This is a genomic window from Bacillus sp. FSL K6-3154 (assembly GCF_040869395.1).
In the GTDB taxonomy this organism is placed as follows: Bacteria; Bacillota; Bacilli; order Bacillales; family Bacillaceae; genus Bacillus; species Bacillus safensis.
In genome coordinates, this window is record NZ_CP152033.1 from 3,079,852 (window position 1) to 3,101,796 (window position 21,945).

21 protein-coding genes are annotated in these 21,945 nt (G+C 40.4%); 12 read left to right on the forward strand and 9 right to left on the reverse strand.

Annotated features, from left to right (window positions below; translation table 11 throughout):
* Positions 1 to 2: 2 nt before the first annotated feature.
* Together MHH61_RS15915 and MHH61_RS15920 are read left to right on the forward strand one after the other, a co-directional pair.
* Positions 3 to 788 (forward strand): SDR family oxidoreductase, encoded by a 786-nt coding sequence (locus MHH61_RS15915; protein WP_024424700.1) that lies wholly within the window; start codon positions 3 to 5, stop codon positions 786 to 788.
* A 13-nt stretch (positions 789 to 801) separates the two neighbouring features.
* Positions 802 to 1,674, forward strand: coding sequence for an NAD(P)-dependent oxidoreductase (locus MHH61_RS15920; RefSeq protein ID WP_125586295.1), 873 nt, complete (start codon positions 802 to 804; stop codon positions 1,672 to 1,674).
* Positions 1,675 to 1,735: 61 nt separating this feature from the next.
* On the opposite strand, the gene MHH61_RS15925 is transcribed toward MHH61_RS15920, so the two are convergent.
* Positions 1,736 to 2,536, reverse strand: a complete 801-nt coding sequence (locus tag MHH61_RS15925; protein WP_041108781.1) for a CAP domain-containing protein — start codon at positions 2,534 to 2,536, stop codon at positions 1,736 to 1,738.
* 337 nt (positions 2,537 to 2,873) lie between these two features.
* On the opposite strand from MHH61_RS15925, the gene MHH61_RS15930 reads away from it, so the two are divergent.
* The gene (locus MHH61_RS15930; RefSeq protein WP_024426852.1) at positions 2,874 to 5,000 is read left to right on the forward strand and encodes a penicillin-binding protein 2; all 2,127 of its coding nucleotides are present in this window, start codon (positions 2,874 to 2,876) and stop codon (positions 4,998 to 5,000) included.
* 156 nt (positions 5,001 to 5,156) lie between these two features.
* A complete protein-coding gene (locus MHH61_RS15935) occupies positions 5,157 to 6,986 on the forward strand; it encodes a PAS domain-containing sensor histidine kinase (RefSeq protein WP_024424704.1) in 1,830 nt (609 codons plus the stop codon).
* 25 nt (positions 6,987 to 7,011) lie between these two features.
* Here the strand turns inward: MHH61_RS15935 and MHH61_RS15940 are convergent, their stop codons facing one another.
* Positions 7,012 to 8,181 carry an aminotransferase A gene (locus MHH61_RS15940; protein ID WP_024426854.1) on the reverse strand — a complete coding sequence of 390 codons (1,170 nt, stop codon included), beginning with the start codon at positions 8,179 to 8,181 and terminating at the stop codon, positions 7,012 to 7,014.
* A gap of 293 nt (positions 8,182 to 8,474) precedes the next feature.
* Between MHH61_RS15940 and MHH61_RS15945 the strand changes: the two genes are divergently transcribed.
* A complete protein-coding gene (locus MHH61_RS15945; RefSeq protein ID WP_025092345.1) occupies positions 8,475 to 9,359 on the forward strand; it encodes a cation diffusion facilitator family transporter in 885 nt (294 codons plus the stop codon).
* A 64-nt stretch (positions 9,360 to 9,423) separates the two neighbouring features.
* On the opposite strand, the gene MHH61_RS15950 is transcribed toward MHH61_RS15945, so the two are convergent.
* The gene (locus MHH61_RS15950) at positions 9,424 to 9,576 is read right to left on the reverse strand and encodes a hypothetical protein (RefSeq protein WP_162842519.1); all 153 of its coding nucleotides are present in this window, start codon (positions 9,574 to 9,576) and stop codon (positions 9,424 to 9,426) included.
* Positions 9,577 to 9,877: 301 nt separating this feature from the next.
* On the opposite strand from MHH61_RS15950, the gene MHH61_RS15955 reads away from it, so the two are divergent.
* The 3 genes from MHH61_RS15955 to MHH61_RS15965 all read left to right on the forward strand — a co-directional run bounded on the left by MHH61_RS15955 (position 9,878) and on the right by MHH61_RS15965 (position 12,835).
* Entirely contained in the window at positions 9,878 to 10,417 is a 540-nt protein-coding gene (locus MHH61_RS15955; protein ID WP_024424707.1) for an RDD family protein, read from the forward strand.
* Positions 10,418 to 10,542: 125 nt separating this feature from the next.
* Positions 10,543 to 11,853: an MFS transporter gene (locus MHH61_RS15960; RefSeq protein ID WP_024424708.1), complete on the forward strand. Its 1,311-nt coding sequence runs from the start codon at positions 10,543 to 10,545 to the stop codon at positions 11,851 to 11,853.
* 73 nt (positions 11,854 to 11,926) lie between these two features.
* Complete coding sequence (locus tag MHH61_RS15965) at positions 11,927 to 12,835, forward strand: chemotaxis protein (RefSeq protein ID WP_024424709.1); 909 nt, start codon at positions 11,927 to 11,929, stop codon at positions 12,833 to 12,835.
* A gap of 36 nt (positions 12,836 to 12,871) precedes the next feature.
* Here MHH61_RS15965 and MHH61_RS15970 read toward each other — a convergent pair whose 3' ends face one another.
* Positions 12,872 to 13,333 (reverse strand): YkyB family protein, encoded by a 462-nt coding sequence (locus tag MHH61_RS15970; RefSeq protein ID WP_008356877.1) that lies wholly within the window; start codon positions 13,331 to 13,333, stop codon positions 12,872 to 12,874.
* A 500-nt stretch (positions 13,334 to 13,833) separates the two neighbouring features.
* Here MHH61_RS15970 and MHH61_RS15975 point away from each other — a divergent pair, with 500 nt between their 5' ends.
* The gene (locus MHH61_RS15975) at positions 13,834 to 14,010 is read left to right on the forward strand and encodes a hypothetical protein (protein WP_164512161.1); all 177 of its coding nucleotides are present in this window, start codon (positions 13,834 to 13,836) and stop codon (positions 14,008 to 14,010) included.
* Positions 14,011 to 14,137: 127 nt separating this feature from the next.
* On the opposite strand, the gene MHH61_RS15980 is transcribed toward MHH61_RS15975, so the two are convergent.
* Entirely contained in the window at positions 14,138 to 15,055 is a 918-nt protein-coding gene (locus MHH61_RS15980; protein WP_125586294.1) for an AraC family transcriptional regulator, read from the reverse strand.
* 113 nt (positions 15,056 to 15,168) lie between these two features.
* Here MHH61_RS15980 and MHH61_RS15985 point away from each other — a divergent pair, with 113 nt between their 5' ends.
* Positions 15,169 to 16,065, forward strand: a complete 897-nt coding sequence (locus tag MHH61_RS15985) for a DMT family transporter (protein WP_125586292.1) — start codon at positions 15,169 to 15,171, stop codon at positions 16,063 to 16,065.
* A gap of 151 nt (positions 16,066 to 16,216) precedes the next feature.
* Here the strand turns inward: MHH61_RS15985 and MHH61_RS15990 are convergent, their stop codons facing one another.
* The 4 genes from MHH61_RS15990 to MHH61_RS16005 all read right to left on the reverse strand — a co-directional run bounded on the left by MHH61_RS15990 (position 16,217) and on the right by MHH61_RS16005 (position 19,555).
* Positions 16,217 to 16,432, reverse strand: a complete 216-nt coding sequence (locus tag MHH61_RS15990; RefSeq protein WP_024424712.1) for a hypothetical protein — start codon at positions 16,430 to 16,432, stop codon at positions 16,217 to 16,219.
* Between the two features lie 260 nt (positions 16,433 to 16,692).
* On the reverse strand, positions 16,693 to 17,970 hold the full coding sequence (locus tag MHH61_RS15995) for an MFS transporter (protein ID WP_024426859.1): 1,278 nt from the start codon (positions 17,968 to 17,970) through the stop codon (positions 16,693 to 16,695).
* Positions 17,971 to 18,043: 73 nt separating this feature from the next.
* Positions 18,044 to 18,541, reverse strand: a complete 498-nt coding sequence (locus tag MHH61_RS16000) for a L,D-transpeptidase family protein (RefSeq protein ID WP_125586290.1) — start codon at positions 18,539 to 18,541, stop codon at positions 18,044 to 18,046.
* Between the two features lie 156 nt (positions 18,542 to 18,697).
* Positions 18,698 to 19,555 carry a metallophosphoesterase gene (locus MHH61_RS16005; RefSeq protein WP_056766321.1) on the reverse strand — a complete coding sequence of 286 codons (858 nt, stop codon included), beginning with the start codon at positions 19,553 to 19,555 and terminating at the stop codon, positions 18,698 to 18,700.
* A 138-nt stretch (positions 19,556 to 19,693) separates the two neighbouring features.
* On the opposite strand from MHH61_RS16005, the gene fadH reads away from it, so the two are divergent.
* Positions 19,694 to 20,458: a 2,4-dienoyl-CoA reductase gene (gene fadH / locus MHH61_RS16010; RefSeq protein ID WP_056766324.1), complete on the forward strand. Its 765-nt coding sequence runs from the start codon at positions 19,694 to 19,696 to the stop codon at positions 20,456 to 20,458.
* A 64-nt stretch (positions 20,459 to 20,522) separates the two neighbouring features.
* On the forward strand, positions 20,523 to 21,743 hold the full coding sequence (locus tag MHH61_RS16015; RefSeq protein ID WP_125586288.1) for an EAL-associated domain-containing protein: 1,221 nt from the start codon (positions 20,523 to 20,525) through the stop codon (positions 21,741 to 21,743).
* The last annotated feature ends 202 nt before the right edge of the window (positions 21,744 to 21,945 follow it).

Genomic DNA, 21,945 nt, shown 5'->3' on the forward strand with positions numbered 1-21,945 from the left:
ACATGGATGTCAATCTAACTGGAAAAAAAGCATTGGTAGCTGCAAGCAGTCAAGGTATCGGAAAAGCGATTGCCTTTGCTCTAGCAAAAGAGGGAGCAGATGTGATGCTCTCGGGAAGACATGAACAGAAGCTGAAAGAAACAGTCAACGAGCTGTCTCCGCTTGTCAAAGGACAGCTGACTTATCAAGTATGTGATGTATCTGACGCCGGGCAAATCAAGGCGCTTGTTCAAGCGGCGGCTGGTGATGAGAAGTGTCTAGACATTCTTGTGAACAATACAGGCGGGCCTAAAACAGGAACGCTCGACACCTTAACAGATGAAGATTGGATCGAATCATTTCAGCTTCATTTACTCAGCTATATTCGATTATTAAAAGAGGCATTGCCTTATTTGAAAAAACGCGGCGCACGTGTGTTAAATATTGCGTCAATGTCAGTGAAAGAACCGATCCCGGGCTTGATGCTGTCGAATACATTTAGACCGGCCATAGCCGGCTGGACAAAAACAGCCGCTCTGGAGTTTGCAAAGGATGGTATTTTGATCAATACGTTAGCACCGGGAAAAATTGAAACAGACCGTGTGAAACAGCTGGAAAAGCACCGCGCACAAAGAGAGAATCGAACGGTTGAAGAAATCAAAGCACAGGCTGAACGAGCGATCCCGCTTGGCCGTTACGGCCAGCCAGAGGAATTTGCAGCATATGCAGTGTTTCTTTTATCAGAAGCCAATACATATATGACAGGTCAAACACTGATCATTGATGGTGGATTGACAAAGTCTCTTTAAGGAGGAACAAGTGATGGCAAAAATCAAAACAGTTGGTTTTATAGGAATCGGTGTAATGGGTCGCAGTATGGCAGGACATTTAATGGATGCAGGCTATGAAGTGATCGTTTATACAAGAACGAAAGCAAAAGCAGACGCATTGATTCAAAAAGGCGCATCATGGAAGCCGGCAGTAAAGGAGATTGCAGAAAGTGCAGATGCCGTCATTACAATGGTGGGATATCCATCTGATGTAGAAGAGATCTATTTAGGTGAAGATGGGCTTGTGGCACATGCTGCGCCAGGTACATATCTCATTGATATGACAACATCGAAGCCTCAGCTTGCAAAAGAAATTGAGTTGAAAGCGAAGGAAAGAGGTATATTTACATTAGATGCACCTGTATCAGGCGGAGACATAGGAGCCCAAAATGGCACGCTGGCCATTATGATCGGCGGAGAAAGGTCAGCCTATGAAGCCTGTCTGCCGCTATTTGAGCAAATGGGTGAAAACATTCAATATCAAGGACCGGCAGGAAGCGGTCAGCATACAAAAATGTGTAACCAAATTGCCATTGCAGCAGGAATGGTCGGTGTCGCAGAGGCAATGGCCTATGCCGAAAAATCAGGGCTTGATCCAGAGCAGGTGCTCAAAAGCATCACAACAGGTGCAGCCGGCAGCTGGTCTTTGTCAAACCTTGCACCAAGAATGCTGAAAGGCGATTTCGAGCCAGGGTTTTATGTGAAGCATTTTATCAAAGATATGGGCATTGCACTTGAAGAAGCAGAGCTGATGGGGGAAGAAATGCCAGGGCTCTCACTTGCGAAGTCCCTTTATGAAAAGCTGAGCGAACAGGGCGAAGAAAACAGCGGTACCCAGAGCATCTATAAATTATGGGTCAAATAGTTTGCAGCACTCTCAAAACAAACTAAAAACCTGTCCCAAATAGGGACAGGTTTTTTTGATATTATTTTCCGATGAATTGCTGCGTCCAGTAGTTGCCAGATTTCACATAACCAACACCGATATGTGTGTAGCTTTTGTTTAAAATGTTCGCTCTGTGGCCTTCACTGTTCATCCATGCTGTCACAACTTCTTGAGGAGATTTTTGACCTTGGGCAATGTTTTCACCTGCTGATTTGTAAGTGATACCGAATTGCTTCATTTGATCAAATGGAGATCCATAAGTTGGGCTTGTATGAGAGAAATAGTTTTTATCTTTCATATCTTGAGATTTTGCGCGAGCAGATTTGCTTAATTTAGAATCAACAGAAAGGGCCTTTAAGCCTTGTTTTGCACGCTCTTTATTTGTAAGTTCAACCACTTCTTTTTCAAATGCATTTAAGCTGCTGTCTGCTTTTGATGCGGTTGTGTCTTTTTGGTCAGCTTTTGTGTTGCTGTTGTTGTTTGTATTTTCTTTTGCTGGAGTGCTTGGTTTAGAAGCAGTTGGTTTTTTCACTGATTCTTGTTTTTGTTCTTGTTTTGCTTTGTTTACTTCTTTTACTACTTTTGTTCCTGTAACAGGTTGACCGCTTTTGATCAGTTTGTTTAATAGAGCTTCGATCTCTTTTTGATTCGACTTGCTTAGCTTGTTTACATCTGAAGAGATATGTAATTTTGCTGCTAGTGTATGAAGATCAATGGCTTGATGCTGTACATTTATTACTTGTTTCAGGTTAAGCTCCTTCGCATCAGCTGAATGTCCTCCAGTGAACGTGATGAGTGCAGCAGCTGTCAGCGCTGAAAAAAAGAATGATTTCTTCTTCATATTGTAACTCCTCCTAAAATCTTTGTTTTGTTTTCTCACAAAAAATCATACCATGGACTTTTTGTTATAAACGTACCAGCATCCTCCATTGACAATGCAAGTTTGTCATTTTTGTTAAAGTCATCGTAAGAGGCGCTTCATATCAAAGGATAGGGAATTCTTCCATTTAAAGAAAACGACATAAACATACCAATATTTTAAAGTGTTAGTATATTTTTTTGCAGATTAGGGATTGACAGCTTTTTTTCACTCGTTTCGCTGTAACAACTATTACAAAAGTGTTACAATAATGAGTGGTAATTGTAAAAGATTGAAAAGGATGAGAGGAGCTACATAAGTGGGAGAGAAACAGCATCAAGGTGCTGCCGAGCAAAAAAAAATCAAGCGCCGGAACGCCTGGAGAATTAATCTCTTTTTCTTCGCTGTATTTAGTTTATTTGCTGGACTTGTGATCAAGCTTGGTGTGCTGCAAATCGTCAATGGTGAAGATTATAAAAAGCAAGCCAACCGAACAGAGGTCAAAACAGCATCATACCCGTCTCCAAGAGGAAAAATGTATGACGCGAGAGGAAGAGTCGTCGTTGATAACGAAAGTGTACCTGCCATCGTTTATACATCAGAAAGCGGTGTGAAAGCGAAGGATAAGATTAAGGTAGCAAGAAAACTTGCGACTTATATAAAAATGGATACTGATTTTTTGAGAGAGCGTGACATTCGAGATTTTTGGCTGGCGAGCCATCCGAAAGAAGCGGATAAACTCATTTCAAAAGCGGAGAAAAAAGATATCGATGCAAAGGATGTCTATCCGCTTCAAGTAGAGCGTGTCCCAAAGAAAGAAGTCAAAGCGATCGAAAAGGATGCAGAGGAAAAAGCTGTTGCAGCGATCTACCGTAGATTTACAGGCGGATATGCCTTTGAGCCCCAAATCGTGAAGGCAATGAACCCAAACGAAGAGAAAAAAGGGAACGAAAAAGTGGCTTTACTCGATGAAACGAAAGAATCAAAACAAACTTCATCCGTAAGCCTGACATATGAAGAAATTTCACTTGTCTCAGAGCATCTTGATGAACTGCCTGGTGTGAACGTCATCAACGACTGGACAAGAAAATATCCGTATGAAAAGACCCTTTATAATGTACTTGGCGGTGTGACTACACCAGAGCAAGGAATCATTAAAGAGCGTGAAGATTACTATATGGCAAGAGGCTACTCGCGAAATGACCGGGTAGGGAAGAGCTATTTAGAATATCAATACGAGGATTTTCTAAACCCAGAGAAAGCGACCGTTCAATATACACAGGTTGGCGGGAAGCTGCTCGATGAAATCAAGCGGACAGAAGGACGAAGAGGACTTGATCTTGCGCTGACATTTGATATGGAGCTGCAAAAGGAAGTCGACAAAATCGTTGAATCAGAGCTTAGATCCGCCAGCGCGAGAAACTATATGATGGATCGTGCCTTTGTCGTCATGATGGACCCTCACACAGGGGATGTTCTCGCCATGTCAGGCAAGAAAATGGACGGCAGAGACGTCACAGATTATGCGATCGGAACATTTACGACCCAGTACGAAATGGGCTCTGTTGTCAAAGGAGCCACAGTACTTGGCGGTTATCAGGACGGGATGTCACACAACCAAGCCTATATGGATACACCGCTCTATTTTGCAGGGAGTAATGGAAAGCCGAAACAGTCTTACAAAGTTCTTGGATGGGTTAACGACATTCAAGCACTCCAAAAAAGTTCCAACGTCTACATGTTCCAAGTAGCGATGAGAATGGCGGGCATCACCTATCAAAAGGATGGACCGTTACCTGCAAGGCCTGAGCACTTACAAAAAATGAGAAACTACTATGCGCAATTCGGTCTTGGCGTGAAAACGGGGATCGATCTGCCGCAGGAATCAAGCGGGATGCAGACGCATCCTAAGACGGTCGGCGGACTCTTGCTTGATGAAGCAATTGGTCAGTATGACACGTATACACCGCTTCAAGTGGCACAATACATGTCAACGATCGCCAATGGAGGAAGCCGTATTCAGCCAAGAGTAGTGAAAAGTGTTCATCTTCCAACGAAGAAGGATGAAGTAGGCCCAGTCGTAAAAAAATATGAGCCGAAGGTGCTGAATACGATTAACAACTCGAAAGCAGATATTGACCGCGTAAAAACGGGACTGAAAATGGTCACATCAACAGGCGGAACTGCCGCTGGCCGGTTTGGTCAGCATGATGTCGCGGGAAAAACAGGTACAGCGCAAACGTTCTACTATGGTGCCAACCGCAGCTGGTGGGGAAATTCAACGTACAACTTAACCTTTGGAGGATATTATCCTTCTTCTAATCCAAAGGTGGCGTTTAGTGTCGTGACACCTTATGTCTCAGATAAGGATCCTGTTATTAAAAACATCCCAAGTAAAATTGTGGATAAGTACGTTGAATTACAAAAGAAATATGAAAAACAATAAACCGCAGGGAGCACAGCAGCAGAAAGTGCTCCCTTTTTGCTGAAAATATGGACGTTTCCCTCGATGACAGAAGGAAAATACGGGTTTTCTAGCGAATCTTTTTTATACATCAATCTAAGGACAACCCTAAAAAATGAAAAGGAGGGTCGGACGACGATGGAACAACAAATGAAAGATTCGAATCAATTGTATTCGAACATCGATTTACATGCCGTTCTTTCTTCTAATGGCCGCTTTCTCTACATTTCTTCCAACTGTAAGCAGCTTTTGCTCTATGAACAAAAGGATTTACTAGGGTGTTTTTTGAAAGACTTTGTTCATACCGAAGATCAATTTCTCGTCGAAAGTTATTTTTACAATCAGCACATGCTAGAGGTTTGCCACTTTAGACTGCTAAGAAGTGATCTGACAGCTGTATGGATCGAAGCAAGCATTGATTTTGTTGCTTGTGATGGGTTAGACAACGAAGTAAGTAGAGAAATGATCCTGAAAATGAGGGTGCTGGATACTGAGCCCCAAAAAGCAGCATTTCAAACAACATCAAACGTAGCAGAACAGTCGTTAGGCAGTCTGCCGGCTTTCCAAAATGTCGGTGAAGCTGAACAATTGATTGCCATGCTGCCAAATCCGTTATGTATTACGACTTTAGGGAAAATTGTGTATGCGAATGATGCAATGCTGCAATTAATGGGGGTAAGTGCAAGAGATGACATGATCGGCAAGTCCGCGTTTGATTTTATTGCTGAAGAGTACCATGACATTGTCAGAAGCCGAATAACAAGGCTGCAGCAAGGACTTCCAGTCGGAATGATTGAACAGATATGGAAGCGTCAAGATGGGAGCAGTATTCATATTGAGGTAAAGTCATCACCGACGATTTATCAAAATCAGCGGGCAGAGCTTTTACTGCTCGTGGACATCTCATCCCGTAAAAAATTTCAAACCGTTCTTCAAAAAAGCCGGGAGAGGTATCAGCTGCTCATTCAAAACTCCATTGATACGATTGCGGTCATCCATGATCACAAGTGGGTGTTTATGAATGAATCTGGCATTAAATTATTTGAAGCAGAGCATTACGATAAATTAATAGGAAAGGATATCTTTCATCAAATTCATTCCTGTGATCAGCAAAAGGTCAAAAAGAGTTTATCACGTATTATTGAAAGAGCATCAGATTCTGAGATTGTCACAATGAGCTGTCATACGTTTAAACATAAGCTGATTTATACAGAAATGGTCTGTATCCCAACTACATTTTTTGGAGAAACAGCGGTTCAAATTATTTTAAGAGATATCTCCGAACGTAAGCAGACAGAAGAGCTCATGCTCCGCTCTGAAAAATTATCGATTGCAGGCCAATTGGCGGCTGGCATTGCACATGAAATCAGAAACCCATTGACCGCCATCAAAGGCTTTTTACAGCTTATTAAACCGAAAACAAAAGATCGCGATCAATACTTCGAGATTGTTTTCTCTGAGCTGAGCCGAATAGAAATTATCTTGAGTGAGCTGCTAATGCTGGCGAAACCGCAGCAAACGTCCTCAATGCAGACGCTGGATTTGAAAAAAATCATCAGCGAAGTCACAGCCTTGTTAGAAACACAAGCGAACTTAAATGGCATTTTAATGAACACAAGTGAGATAGAGGAGGGTCTCCTGATGAACGGGGATCAAAATCAGCTCAAGCAAGTGTTTATCAATTTAATCAAAAATGCCGTAGAATCCATGCCGGACGGAGGAAAGGTAGACATCACAGCCAAAGCAGAAGATGATGGAATACTTGTCACGATTCGTGATGAAGGGATCGGCATTCCTGAATCGGTGATGAAGCGGATTGGAGAGCCCTTTTTAACCACAAAGGAAAAAGGAACAGGACTTGGCCTCATGGTCACATTTAATATTTTAGAAAATCATAACGGGACGATCCGTGTGGATAGTCAGCCTGAAAAGGGCACCGTATTTCACATCATGTTTCCTGCAAAATAAAAACAACGGCAAGAGAGCCGTTGTTTCAATCTAGCGAATGAATGGAACGTTTTTCGAGTACAAATTGTTCTAGCCGGTCAAGTCCTTCTTTCAGCGTTTCAAGTGAATAAGCGTAAGACAGGCGCACATACCCTTCGCCGAGTGGAGAGAAAGCAGAGCCTGGTACGACCGCAAGTCTTGTACTTTCTAACAGCTCCATGCAAAAATCAAAGGAACTCATCCCAAACGATTCAATGGATGGAAAAATATAAAAAGCGCCAGAAGGTTTAATCACCGGAAGCCCCATAGAAATGAGCCGATCATATACATAATCGAGTCTTTTCTTATATTGCTCTCTCATGATCAGTGCATCATCCACACCATTTGTCACAGCTTCAAGTGCCGCCTTTTGTGAGACAGCCGAGGCACAAGACACGTTATATTGATGTACTTTTAATACATGTTTAGCAATTGGAGCTGAAGCAAATAAAAATCCAATTCTCCATCCAGTCATGCTATGAGATTTAGACAGTCCATTGATGACAATGGTCTGTTCTTTTAAGAAAGAGGCAATTGAATGATGCGGCCGGTCAAATGTCAGCTCGCTGTAGATTTCATCGGATAAAATAAAGATGTCTTTTCCTTCAAGGAGCTGGGCAATTTCTTTCAATTCTTCTTCTGAAAGCGTGACACCAGTCGGGTTTGAAGGGTAAGGAAGAACCACACACTTTGTCTTTTCCGTTAGCGCATCCTCAATCAGCTTGGCATTCAATTTAAAGCCGGCATTCGTTGTGTCAATATGTACGGGCATGGCACCGCACATTCGAATGATCGGTTCATATCCGGGGTATACAGGTCCAGGTAAAATGACCTCATCGCCTTCTGTTAAAATGGTTCGAAACGCAGCATCGATTGCTTGACTTGCACCTGTTGTCACAATGATTTCTGACTCTGCATCATAATCAAGATTCACTTTCTTCTTGATATAATGCTGGATCGCTTGTCTTAGCTCTAGGAAACCAGCATTGTGAGTGTATGAGGTGAAATTCTCGTCAATGGCTGCTTTGGCAGCTGTTTTGACATGATGCGGCGTATAAAAATCGGGCTGGCCTATCGTCAATGAAACGACATCTTCATATGACGATACGAGATTTGAAAATGTTCGAATGCCTGAAATTTCAATATCCTTTACTCTTGGATTCAGCAAATGCTCCATTTCTCATCACCTTAAAAATTTATGTTTTTATCCTATTTTACCATTCACTGCATAAATGTCACCTGCGAAAGGCACTGGATATCGTTATATGTAGTCTATTCTCCTATCCATCACCGCATGAGTGATATATTAAAGAAAGAGCAACATTTATTATAGCGTAACCTCAAGAGAAAATACAGGCTGTGATGAAGATGATTAGAAAACGGCAAAACTGCGTAAACTGAAAGAACGTGAGAATCAGGGTCATGGGAATTGCTTTCATAGACATACGATCTCCTAAAGGAGGACGATAGATGGAACAATCAGCGAAGACATCGAAAATCGCGTTTCTATCCGTGCTGAGCAACACATTTGTTGTCATCTTAAAAATCATTGTGGGTTTATTAACCGGATCTGTCGCGGTTTTATCAGAAGCCATTCATTCGTTTCTCGATTTAATGGCGTCGTTTATTGCATTTATTTCTGTTCGTATTTCAAGAAAGCCAGCAGATTCTAAACATCCTTATGGACATGGAAAAGTCGAAAATATTTCTGGAACGATTGAGACACTGCTGATTTTCGTTGCTGGCATTTGGATTATATACGAATGTGTTCACAAATTAATGCATCCAGAGCCAGTCAAGCTGCCTGTGCTTGGCATTGTGGTCATGCTGCTAGGCGCTCTCATCAATTTTGTTGTATCTAGGATTGTGAACAAAGAGGCTGAGCGAGTACATTCAGTTGCCATGAAATCAAATGCACTGCATCTTTTAACGGATGTGTTTACGTCATTAGGGGTGGCATTTAGTTTATTGCTTGTGGCATTAACCGACTGGTATTTCCTAGATCCGATCATTGGAATGGTTCTGGCCCTCTTTATTATGCGTGAAGCGTTTAAACTCATGAAGGAAGCCTTCCCGCCGCTTGTTGATGCTCGGTTAACACCAGAGGAAGAACAATCAATCGAAGCGATCATTCAAGGATTTAGTCAAGAATTTATTGAATATCATGACTTTCGAACAAGGCGGTCTGGTGCCGAGGAATATATTGATTTTCATTTGATTGTAGATGGAAAGACAACGATTGAAGATGTTCACCAATTATGTGATCGAATTGAAGAGAAGATTCAGCTGGAATTTCCGCATGCACAAATCTTTATTCATGTGGAACCTGAAAGTGAAAGAAGCGCACAAACGTAAAAAAGGCGATCAACCTATTCTCAGGTTGTATCGCCTTTTTTTACGCTTCATCTATGAAATGAAATCAATATCCATAAGCAGTATCGTAGTCTTCATACCAAGAGATATAAGCTGTGTCATCATTTGACAAACCATGCTTCATATCTAAAAAGTCAGCCTCGCAAATATCTTCAATTACAGTCATTTCGTTGTTCTTTAATAATACGACAGTTCCCATCATGAACACCTTTCTTTAAAAAATCCTTGACTATTGTACCATTTGAAGAATCATTGTCAACAGAAGAATGGAAACAAGACGAAAATATCACAAAATGTTAAAAAATCAGGAGGTAAAAGAACTAGAAGTGCCATGTTTTTCACAAATTTTCAGTATTTATTCACATAAATCGCTTAGATCAAACTGATCTAAAATGTATGTAAAAGTGTAAAGCTCCATTGATCTTGCTATATTCATAGGATATAATAACGAATGATTATAAGGAATTTATAGAAAACATACATAATAAAGGAGAAATAGGATGGAAACCAACATAACAGAACCACACATTCAAGAAAAGAAGCATCCTGAGCTAGCAGGTGTAGGCTATCGTTTTCTTGCACACCTTTTGGACGGTATCATTATCGGTGTACCAATTGCATTTATCATGTTTATTTTGGCGTCAGTCTTTTTTATCTCAAGCCCAGAAGCAGCAATGATGATGGATGACGACAGTTATTACTATTCTTCAACCGTCATAACGGATGAGGAGTGGGAAGCTATTATGGGACTGATCTTTTTCTATATAGGGGCAATCTTGATGGGTACCGTGGTGACATGGCTTTATTACGCCATCATGGAATCATCAAAATTGCAAGGAACACTTGGAAAGATGGCTCTCGGCATCAAAGTAACAAAAGTCACAGGCGAAAAGGTCACATTTGGCCGTGCAACTGGCCGCTTCTTTGCAAAAGGCTTTTTGTCTCCGATCTTATATATTGGCTATATCATTGCTTTCTTCACAGAAAAAAAACAAGCACTTCACGATTTGATTGCAAGTACCATTGTTGTGAAGAAATAATGAAAAAAGCACCTCTGCTATATGGTAAGAGGTGCTTTTTTTCATAGATCGCTTGTATGGATGAGGGAAACAGCACATAAAATAGAATGATAGTGAAAAATGAGGCAGGGAAGGGAGACAATCGATTGAGAACAGGAAAAAAGACCGCACAGAAAAAAGGGGCAGGCTTTGGGCTGTTTTTGACAGCACCTGTGCTGGCCTGGGCGTTGTATGATTTTGCAAATACGATCTTTTCATCAAATATGATCACCATTTTCTTCCCGTTTTACTTGCAGGAAACGATCGGGGACAGTGCGAGAATGGACCAGATCGCCAGCACCTTTATTTCTTATGCAAACGCACTAGCCAGCTTTTTTCTCGTCATTTTTACACCTTTATACGGAGTGCTGATTGATCGTACAGGAAAAAAGAAACGCTACATTACGGTGTTTACGTTCATATGTATTGCCTGTACGTTGATGATGGGGATTTTTGCTGGGATTGATTTCTCAAGTGAATGGTTTGGGCTGCCTGTTTCTTTATTAGTCGTGGTCACCTTGTTTGTGATCGCAAAGTTTTTTTATCATTCTAGTCTTGTTTTCTATGACACCATTTTGCCCGATCTTGGGACAAAGGAAGAAATCCCGCTTATTTCAGGATTTGGTATCGCCGTTGGCTATTTAGGAACACTTGTCGGTCTCTCTGTTTATTTACTTGTCGGCAATGACCAGTTTCATGAAGCATTTATTCCGACAGCTCTTTTATTCCTTCTCTTTTTTCTACCCTTTCTCTTTTTTGTAAAAGATCCTCATCCGCTGCCTCAGCGAGAGAAAAAGGCGTCTTTTTTCAGCGGGTATAAAGAGATTATTCACACGTTTAAAGAGATGAAAAAGTACAAGCCAGCTTTTATCTTTATGATTGCTTTCTTTTTTATGAATGATGCTTTACAAACAGCGATTGCGATGATGGCTGTTTATGCCAAAATCATCATTGGCTTTACCGCTGGGCAATTTATTTTGCTCTATCTTGTGTCGACCATTTCAAGTATCATTGGCTCCTTTCTGTTTGGATATATCACAAAAGCGATAGGGGCAAAGCGATCGATTACAGTCGTGTATGTCATTTTAATTGTGGCGCTCATTCTGGCTGTGACAGCGGCAACCGAATGGGTCTTCTGGATAGCGGGCAGTTTATTCGGGATTTCACTTGGCGCAAGCTGGGGGGCATCACGAATCTTGATTATTGAACTGACACCGAAGGAAAAAAGGGGACAGTTTTTTGGCCTCTTTGCATTCTCAGGGAAGGTATCTTCCATTATCGGGCCGATCATTTATGGCTCAGTTACCCTGCTGTTTGCAGAGCACGGAAATCTCGCAAGCCGCCTTGCACTAGGGTCTTTGCTCATCCTTGCAGCGATAGGACTTGTGATTCATCAATTCGTTCGAGAGAAAGCGTAAAGAAACGTCAACTTTTTACCTATGCTGCCGATATAAAAAGTACAATCTTATATTGAAGAATAGAGGGATTTCCGTGGCTTTAAACAAACAAGAAATTTTACTTGACTCTGGTACCAATGAATTGGAAATTGTGAAGTTTGAAATTGGTGCAAATCAATTCGGCATTAACGTCATGAAAGTAAGAGAAATCATTCAGCCGGTTGAGGTGACGGTTGTACCGCACTCTCACCAAGATGTAGAAGGGATGATTAGTTTACGAGGCGAGATTTTACCAGTCATCAATCTATTTTCCTTTTTTAATGTCGAGTCAGATCAGTCAGAACAAGAGAAATATATTGTGACTGAATTCAACCAACGGAAATTTGTGTTCCATACAGGAACGGTATCACAAATTCACCGCGTCAGCTGGGAAGAGATTGAGAAGCCGACTGCACTCAATCAAGGGATGGACCGTCATTTAACGGGCATCATTAAGCTTGATGAAAAAATGATTTTCCTTCCAGATTACGAAAAAATCATTTATGATATTGAATCCGCTTCTGGTGTTGATACGTATCATATGTTTGACGGTGAGAAAGACGAGAGAAGAACAGGGAAGAAACTGTATGTCGTTGAAGATTCTCCGCTTCTCATGCGTTTATTAACAAATGAATTAACCGAAGCAGGCTATAAAAACATTGTGACCTTTGAAGATGGCAAACAGGCATATGATCATGTCATGGACCTTGTCAGCAAAGGAATCAGTGTCACAGAAGAAATTGATATGATTATTACGGATATTGAAATGCCTAAAATGGATGGCCACCGGCTAACAAAACTGCTGAAGGACAATCCTTTAACAAATTCCATTCCGATTCTTATTTTCTCTTCGTTAATCACTGAAGATTTGCGTCATAAAGGGGAAACGATCGGGGCAGATGATCAAATCAGTAAACCAGAAATTCATCAGCTGATTGAAAAAGTCGATCATTTTATTATCTAAACTAAAAAACCACTCGGTATGAGTGGTTTTTTCTGTTTAAAAATAACTTTCCCCGAGACGTTTGAAGACGGGCTTTGTGTAATGTGATTTTTGTTTTGTGGCGGCAGGTTTTTCTTTTAAACCGACATACGTTTGAAGTATTTGCTTTGCTCGGTTTAATGACATATTCGCTTTCGGATTGCGATATGATTGATTTAAATTTCCTAAGTGTGGCAAAAATTCGAAGTCTTCTTTCGTTGGTGGCAGGTGAAAATAATAATCTCCAATTTCAATCAGCACGTCGGACTGTTGTTGACTATACTTGGGATTGTTAGAGAAATGTAGGCCCACTTTTCTTCCTTTACCTTCTTGCAATAGTTTTTGCAGCGCGCGTTTTTTCAAAAGATAAAGAAACTTGGGGTTTGGTGCGGTTTTAGCATGGCGGTTAACAGTATAAATGGCTTTTGCGATGTTTTCTGCTGTAGGTTCTATGTCTTTAGTATGAGCATAATCGTCCATTTTTTCTCTCCTTTGTCTTTCGTCTTCCTGTGCTTAGTATAAATTATACGTTTTTATTAGTAAATTGCAAATAGAGTTATTGTAAAAAGAAAACCTTTGGTATAAAGGGATTAGGGAGGGTTGAAAATTTTGTGTTTTAGAATCCCCCCAAAAACATCCCCCAAATTATAAATTCATAGCCTAATTCTTCAAAGGTATGGCTATATATATCATTAATCATTTGAGGGTTGTTCCCAAGACGATCAGCTACGAATTTGACTGGTATTCTTTTGCTTATCAGTATAGTCGCATGAGTAAGTCGTAAACTGTGAACGGTAAATTTTTTAGATTACGGTTATCGATAACAGATTGACAGCATAAAGGAGATGGCAGAGGAACAGTCTCGAAAAGTGTTAAAACAAGTAAAGCTTTTGTCCATAAATGGATAGGGGCTTTAACTGGAGAAACTTGGTTATACGGTTAGTTAAAACGTGATATGATTGTAAAAAGGAGGTAATATCATGACATTCAAAAAAGCGTTCAATATAGGTTATTTTGTTTTGCTTTTATCTTTTATTGTCGTATATTTCTTGCTTCCAGTCGATCAATTATTTACAGCAATTATGATCCTAACCGTATTATTTGGAGTATATCAATTTGTGATTTTCAAGAAACTAATAGAACAAAAACAGCAATAAAAAATGCCCTAATCTGCATTCGTCGAGGGCATTGAAAATTAAGCCATTCTCATCGCTTGTATTTACAATTGCCATTCATAATGGGTCTAAATCACCTTCTACATTTTAGCAAACAAGCTATCTGCCATCAGTTTTCCTCTACCTGTTTTATCTGGAGAAGATCCAGCTGTTTTAATTTTCTATATGCTAAAGGTGTCGTATTTTTTATTCTTTTAAACAAATTGATAAAATAGCTTGTGCTGTTGAAGCCTACTTGGTAAGCGATTTCTGTGATAGTGAGATCCGTTTCTTGAAGCAGGATGAGGCTTTGCTGAATTCTATATTCATTTACATAATGCATAGGTGATTTCTTTAAAATGTCTTTGAAGGATCTGCAGCATTCTGACCGGCTAAGCTGTCCTGCACGAGCAATATCTTGGAGAAGGATCTTTTCATGATAATGCTGATGAATCCAATTCAGCATGTGTTTCATCCGTTCGTTTTTATCGTGTTTACGCGCATCATGTTTCATTTGGAAGCCATTTTGTAATAAGCTTTTCCAAATGGTGATGAGCTGAATATTGAGTTCAAGTTCATAATAGACTGGAGTTTCATCAATTAATTGTTGAATGGTTTGAATACATTGATAAATATGTTTAGGCCAGTGATCTTTTTGGTTGAGTAAAATATAAGCTGTCTGGCTCGCATGCATATAAGGATGGACAAAAGTGGTGAATAATTCATTCGCTGTGATGAAGTAGGGAGAGACATTTAAACAAACATAAGTACATGCCGTCCCATTCGCATCTTTTGCCATGTGCAGGCAGCCACTATTGATGAAAATGCCATCTCCTTGCTTTACATATAATGTCTCTTCATTGATATGAAATTCAGCCTCACCCTCTAAAATAAAGACAAATTGAAACTCGTCATGCCAGTGAAGAGGAATAAAGCCGCTTCTATGATGGCGAATCTTCGTATGATAAAGAGCAATAGGCCATGCTGTCGTGGAATGCTCCGTTAATTCTTTCAGGTTGTAGTCAATCAGAAAATGATGGTTGTGCATAATTCTCCTCAATATTCTTTTATTTTTATGTTCAATTAATATATCAATATGTAACAAAGTGAACTACTATCAACTATATTATCATGATTTGTTAAGAATTGAGGAGAATGAAAATGAATAGGAGAAAGGGCATTTTACTTGTATTCATAGGCGCCATCTGCTGGGGTGTAGGAGGAACGATTTCACAAAAATTGTTTCAGCAATATGGGATTGATGTCAATTGGCTTGTGACGGTCCGGCTGCTCATCTCAGGGGGATTGCTTTTATTTGTTCATGTGATGACAAAAGAAAAAACACATCTGATGGGTGTGTGGCAAAAGAAGAGGACAGCGATGCAAATCCTTCTATTTGGACTAATGGGGATGCTGGCTGTTCAATATACTTATATGGCATCCATTCAACATGGAAATGCTGCTGTGGCAACGCTGCTGCAGTATACAGCCCCTGTTATGATTATCGTGTATTTGATCATTCGCAGGCAATCAACCTTCACTAGAAGAGATCTGGTCACAGTGGTATTGGCTTTAGCAGGCATGTTTTTCTTATTGACGAATGGTTCTATTTCAACATTAACCGTTCCATTTGCGGCAGTGATGTGGGGAATATTATCGGCTGTGGCGCTCTCGTTTTATACGTTATATCCAATCAGACTGTTAAAACAATTCGATTCTCTAGTGGTTGTCGGCTGGGCGATGCTGATAGGAGGAGGCGCCCTTAGCTTGATCCATCCTCCTTGGAAGGTTAATCTCACTCATTTACCTTTTGAAGCGTATGTCTATTTATTATTTGTGGTCATATTTGGAACGATGATCGCTTTTTGGTTTTACATAGAAAGTTTGCAATACTTATCACCAAAAGAGTCGAGCTTAATTGGAAGTGTTGAGCCCCTTGCAGCAGTCGTTACGACAGTTTTCTGGTTAAAAGAGCCATTCGGACTTTTCCAATGGATAGGGACAGCTTGTATTGTCTATTTGATTTTATTCTTGGCATTGTATCAGCCGAAAAAATGAGAGGGATGGGTGTTGAACAATAGAAGGAACGATAAGAAGAGTTGACTGAATGAAATATAAATAAAGTGAACTATTAGTTCATGATAACTACCTATTTATTAAAATGGGTAGTTTCTCAAATGATATTTTTTATATGATGTAAGCAGATGAATTATTTTGTATGAATAGAATAAGCGCAATAAAAACAACCATTAAAGTCCGTTTCATTCGTCATTTGTTTGGCTTCGCCCATGGCGCTTTCCCCATTCATATGCATGCCAATCAATGTACGGCTTGCAGCATCACCTAAAAATGCACAATCTTCTGTATGTACAACAAACTGTCCTTGTTCATTCTTTGTATGAATAAAATAGTAACTTTTTAGCATTTCTTTCACCTCCAACCTGACTATCCTACTATAAAACGTTTAATGATGTAAAGGAATTTTATTGTGAAAAACAAGAAAAAATGGATCAACAAAACAAAACGAGAAGTGCTAAATGGATGGAGGGGGGTAGTAAAGCGAGGTATATGTGATTTATTTATGCATGCTCCAAACAGATTCTATGGGCAGAGGAAATGACATGAAGGATGTTTCAGCCATGCAAAAAGGACTTTCCCGAAAAGAAAGTCCTTTTTGCTATTTACTTATTGAACTCCCTGACCCTTTAGTTCACGCTGCACGTCTAAGTCGGCAGCTTCTCTGCTGAACTTTGGCAGTGTAATGAAGTAAAAAAGGAAGACGAGTAAAATAATAAAGCCCATTCCGTAATAAATATAAGAAACATTTGTGATGAGTTTTGGAAATAATACAGCAATCAGACCTAATGTCATCGATTGAGCAAACATAGTAAGCGGATCAACCCATCCTGACACACGGCCCATCAGGCGAGGGTGGACGATTCTAGGCAGCCAGCCGCCAATGACAATGTTGACTGGGCCAATGCATGTACCAATGACAAATGATGTGACATAAAACAACCATAATGTATGGGTAGAACCAAGGACAAAAATCAAAATACCTGCGACCAGAATTGGAATCGACATGAGATATTGCATCTTTACCTTCTTAGCGAGGACAGAGCCCATTAAGCTTCCAACGAGCAATCCTGCACCGATCGCAATTGTAAAGAAGGATGTATGCAGCTCAAAATGGTCTGGTGAAAGTCCATATTTCATTGTAAACATCGGAAGAACGGCAAATGCGCCATTGACTAGACCGAAAACAAAAAAGCCAAAAATTAAAGAAGCCAATAATTTATTTTTTAAAATATACAGTATGCCTTCTTTAAAATCTTTCAGAGACGTTTTAATGGTCATGCCTCTCCAGCCAGCTTGTCCATTTGGCTGACGCGCTTCAATTGGAATGTTACATGAACGAATCAGGATGCCTGAAATAATAAAGCTGACTAAATCAATTGTAATGGCACCGTGAAGACCAATCGTTTTATACATAATGGCACCGAGTCCAACGCCAAATACCATAAATAAACTAAACAGCATTTGATTTAAGCCAGCGGCTTTTGCATATTGATCTTTATTTAAAATGGCCTGAACGAGAGAAGCTTCAGCTGGATAGAAGAATTTCGTAATGGCACTTCGAATAAACAAGATCAAGAAAATAAGTGGCAGTGAATTAAAATAAATAACGATGAATAATACAATCGTCAGCCCAGCTCGTATCCAATCACAATTCTCTGCGACTTTTTTACGATCAAAACGGTCTGCGACCACACCGACCATAAAAAAGACAAAGACGGTAGGAAGAGAATACATGAGCTCAGCCAATGTGGCGTATGCGGGCTGATGACTAAAATGGTCGAGCAAATAAAAGGCAAACGCCATATTGCCTACTGTTGTCCCCATTTGCGAAGCAAGTGCTGCAAAAAAGAGACGAACAAAATTTCTGTTTTTAAAAATATCCATAAATACGCTCCTTAACCTGAAGATCCCACTTTATATCATATAAAATTTTAAGCATTCGTACAATTGATTTCTTCTACTGGCTAATGGTCACAGGTGTTCCGTTTGGAACGAGTGAAGCAAGCTCGATGACATTCTGATTATACATTCGAATGCATCCTCTAGAAACAGCTTTACCAATTGAAGACGGGTTATTCGTACCGTGAATGCCGTAATGAATTTTTGAGAGGCTCAGCCAATAAGCGCCAAAGGGACCTCCTGGGTTTGGCTGTCTGTTGACAATATAATAAGAACCTGTCGGTGTCATATTTAAAATTTTCCCTGTTGCAATCGGATACGAACGAATAAGCTGTGATCCAGAAAACAAAACGAGACGTTTCGTTGAAATCGAAACAAAAATGCGATAAGGGATCGTATTAGGATCCGGCAAACCAGGAATGATAATGACCTCATTTTGTTCGGGCTCGCGAGCTTGAAGTGACGGATTTGCAGTCTTTAAGGCATCTGTTGTAGTTCGAAAATCAAGTGCTATAGAAGCAAGGGTTTCTCCACTTTTCACCGTGTATCGAAGCACCAAAGCACACTCCTTTTAATCAAATAAAAGAAGCCATGATGCCGTCACTTGACATACTATATGGACGGAATCAGGCCCAGTAAGGTTTCTCCTAACATTTGTCATGAAAAAGAACTTTGATTATACATATGCAGGAGAGGGCGGTTTGGCTTCTATTTATACGCGAGATGTCAAGGTAAAAAAGGTTAACTCGGGTTTGGCTAAAAACCGAAGCGGCAGCCGCGTTGTTCCAAGTCCACGGTTGACATAGATGCGGTGCTGATCGCTGCCGTATAAACCTTCTATATATGTACGGCCGTAAGGTGCTGTGAGAATCGGTCCATAGAAAGGGAGCTGCACTTGACCGCCATGCGTATGCCCGGAAAGCTGCAAGTTAATAGGTGTTGTTTTCAGCTCTAATGCGGCATCAGGCTCATGAACGAGCAGTAACGTAAATAAATCAGATGATACTTCCCGTTTGATCAAATCGTAATCAGGCACGCTCATCATGAGATCATCCAGTGAAGCAATCTGAATATGCGCATGATCTTTTTCTAATAGAAACACATCATTTTTACATAATGTAAATCCACAAGCCTCCATTGTATTCTCATAAAGCTCCACGCCAAATGGTCCGTAGTCATGATTTCCGTAGATGGCAAGCTTACCGAACGGAGCATGAAGCTTATTCAAATAAGCCTTCGCTTTTTCATGCTCTTCAGAGGATGCTTGAAAATCAACGAGATCACCTGTGAACACAATGAGATCTGGAGATGCAGCATTGATTTTCTGGACGATGGCTTCTAGATTCTTCGCAGCGAATGTATCACTCAAATGAACGTCACTAAATTGGGCTATTTTAAACTGGTCAAATGAAGCTGGAAGCTGAGCATCTTGAATGGTCAGTGACACGGTATCGATCATGCGCGGCTCAATGTACCTGGCATATCCATATCCACAACTTGTAGCCAAAAAACCGAGAATACTCGCACCAGCTGCTCCTTTTAAAAATTGTCTGCGGGAAAGCTGCTTCATATAAGACTCCTTTATAAATAAAATTAAGTATAGCATCATATTTGGATAATCTCCCATATGGTGCACCGAGGGTCAATCATGATATGATAGACAATAATGAATGAATAGTCATTCAAATGACACAGAGGGGGAGAACAAATGACGAAACAAACAGTGATTGTCACAGGGGGATCAAGCGGTATGGGGAAGGCGATGGCTGATCATTTGGCAGCTGAAGGCTGGAATGTCGTGATTACTGGTAGAACGGAAGAGACGCTGGAAAAGACGGCAAAAGAAATGAAGCAGAAGGGCGGATCTGTCGCTTATTTCCAAATGGATGTACGAAACCCAGAGGATGCTGACCAAATGGTCAAGTTTGCAGTGGATACATTTGGTGATGTCGATGCCCTCATTAACAACGCAGCAGGAAATTTTTTAGTGCCAGCAGAAAAACTGTCTCCTAACGGCTGGAAGGCTGTCATTGATATTGTGTTAAATGGTACATTTTTTTGCAGCCATGCAGTGGGGAATTACTGGATTCGTCAAAAGAAAAGGGGAAGTATGATTAACATGGTGGCCACCTATGCATGGGGTGCTGGTGTAGGCGTGGCGCATTCGGCGGCAGCAAAGGCCGGTGTGTTGTCTCTCACTCGAACGCTTGCTGTGGAATGGGGGAAGCAATATCGAATTCGCGTCAATGCGATCGCACCAGGTCCTATTGAGAGAACAGGCGGTGCAGATAAACTATGGGAATCTGAAGAGGCAGCGCAAAGAACATTAGATAGTGTTCCTCTTGGCAGACTGGGCACACCTGAGGAAATTGCAGCGCTTGCGAGCTTTTTATTGTCTGAGCATGCGTCTTATATAAATGGAGATTGTATCACGATGGATGGGGGACAATGGCTCAACCAATCACCATTTTGATTGACGATGTAAGACCTGCTTTTGATGTGGTATAATCACACAAAGAGAGAAGCAGGTGATGAAAATGGTCGATCCATTGGATATTTTAACGAATATTGAAGATGTTTTCCCGCACTACCAAGCAATATTCAGTGCGGAAGAGCAAAAAGTGATAGGCTATGAGATTCTAGGAAGAATGAAGCTTGAGTCAGAAACGGTCAGCCTAGGCTCCTTCTTTACGGATTCATCTATTCCTGACGAATATAAATTGGAAGTAGATCACAAAGTATTGACTCAAGCACTTGATCTCTTCACAACAGCAGATGACGATTTGCTCATTTTTATTAATCATGATGCCAATATCCTCATGCTGGATCATGGAGAAAGCTTTTTAGAACTTTTAAAAGAATATGAAGCAAAGGGCATTCAGCTTAACCGATTTGTTATTGAGTTTGCAGAGCATACGTTTAGCGGCGACATTGAACAGCTATACCATACGTTAACGTATTATCGTACATATGGGATTAAAATCGCCGTCTCAAATATAGGAAAAGAAAGCAGTAATCTGGACCGGATTGCCTTGCTTTCACCTGATTTATTAAAAATAGATTTACAGGCATTAAAAGCATCGGCTCCATCTCCTTCCTATGAATATGTTTTGTACAGCATTTCATTGCTTGCAAGAAAAATAGGAGCAGCCTTAATTTATGAGGATATTGAAGCGAATTTCCAGCTGCAGTATGCTTGGAGAAATGGCGGGAGATATTTTCAAGGGTTCTATCTTCATGAGCCTGCAGGAGAATTAATCGACCGAAGCCACCGAAAAGATCAGCTTAGAGAAGAATTTCAGCAATTTATTGCCCATGAGAAAAAGAAGCTGCAAGCGGTCTACGAACATTCTGAAACATTTTATAAACGAATTCATCAAGCTGTTACGACTTTAAAGAAAGCGTGCAGCACAAATGATGAGCTCATTCAAAAACTGGCACTTGAACTAACAGATTGCAGCTTCCGGATTTATATGTGTAATGAAGAAGGCTTTCAAATCACTGGAAATGTGTTCAAAAAAGAAGAAGAATGGCTGTTTCAGCCGGAGTATATCGAAAAAAACTGGAGCTGGCGTCCTTATTTCCTAGCAAATATTCTTCAAATGAGAATTAGCGGAAAAGGATTTTTCAGCGATATTTACAGTGATTTAGAAACCGGTGAGAGGATACGTACGTTTTCTTATCCTTTAGAGGGAGATATGTATTTGTTTATAGACCTTCCGTATGCTTATTTATATGAGCAAGATGGATTAATTTGAAGACGCGGCGTGAAGACAAACCCTCTCATTCGTTGAGTCCTGCGTGGCAGTGCTCACGAATGTAAAATCCGCTCCGGTACTCGTCCTTTCTAGACTTCAAAGGTTTTCTATCACGCTGAAATATAAACAAAAGGAATTTTAGCCTTTTGTCATCAATCTGAGCAGCCTTGCAGGCTGCTTTTTTTGATAGAAAAAAGAAATA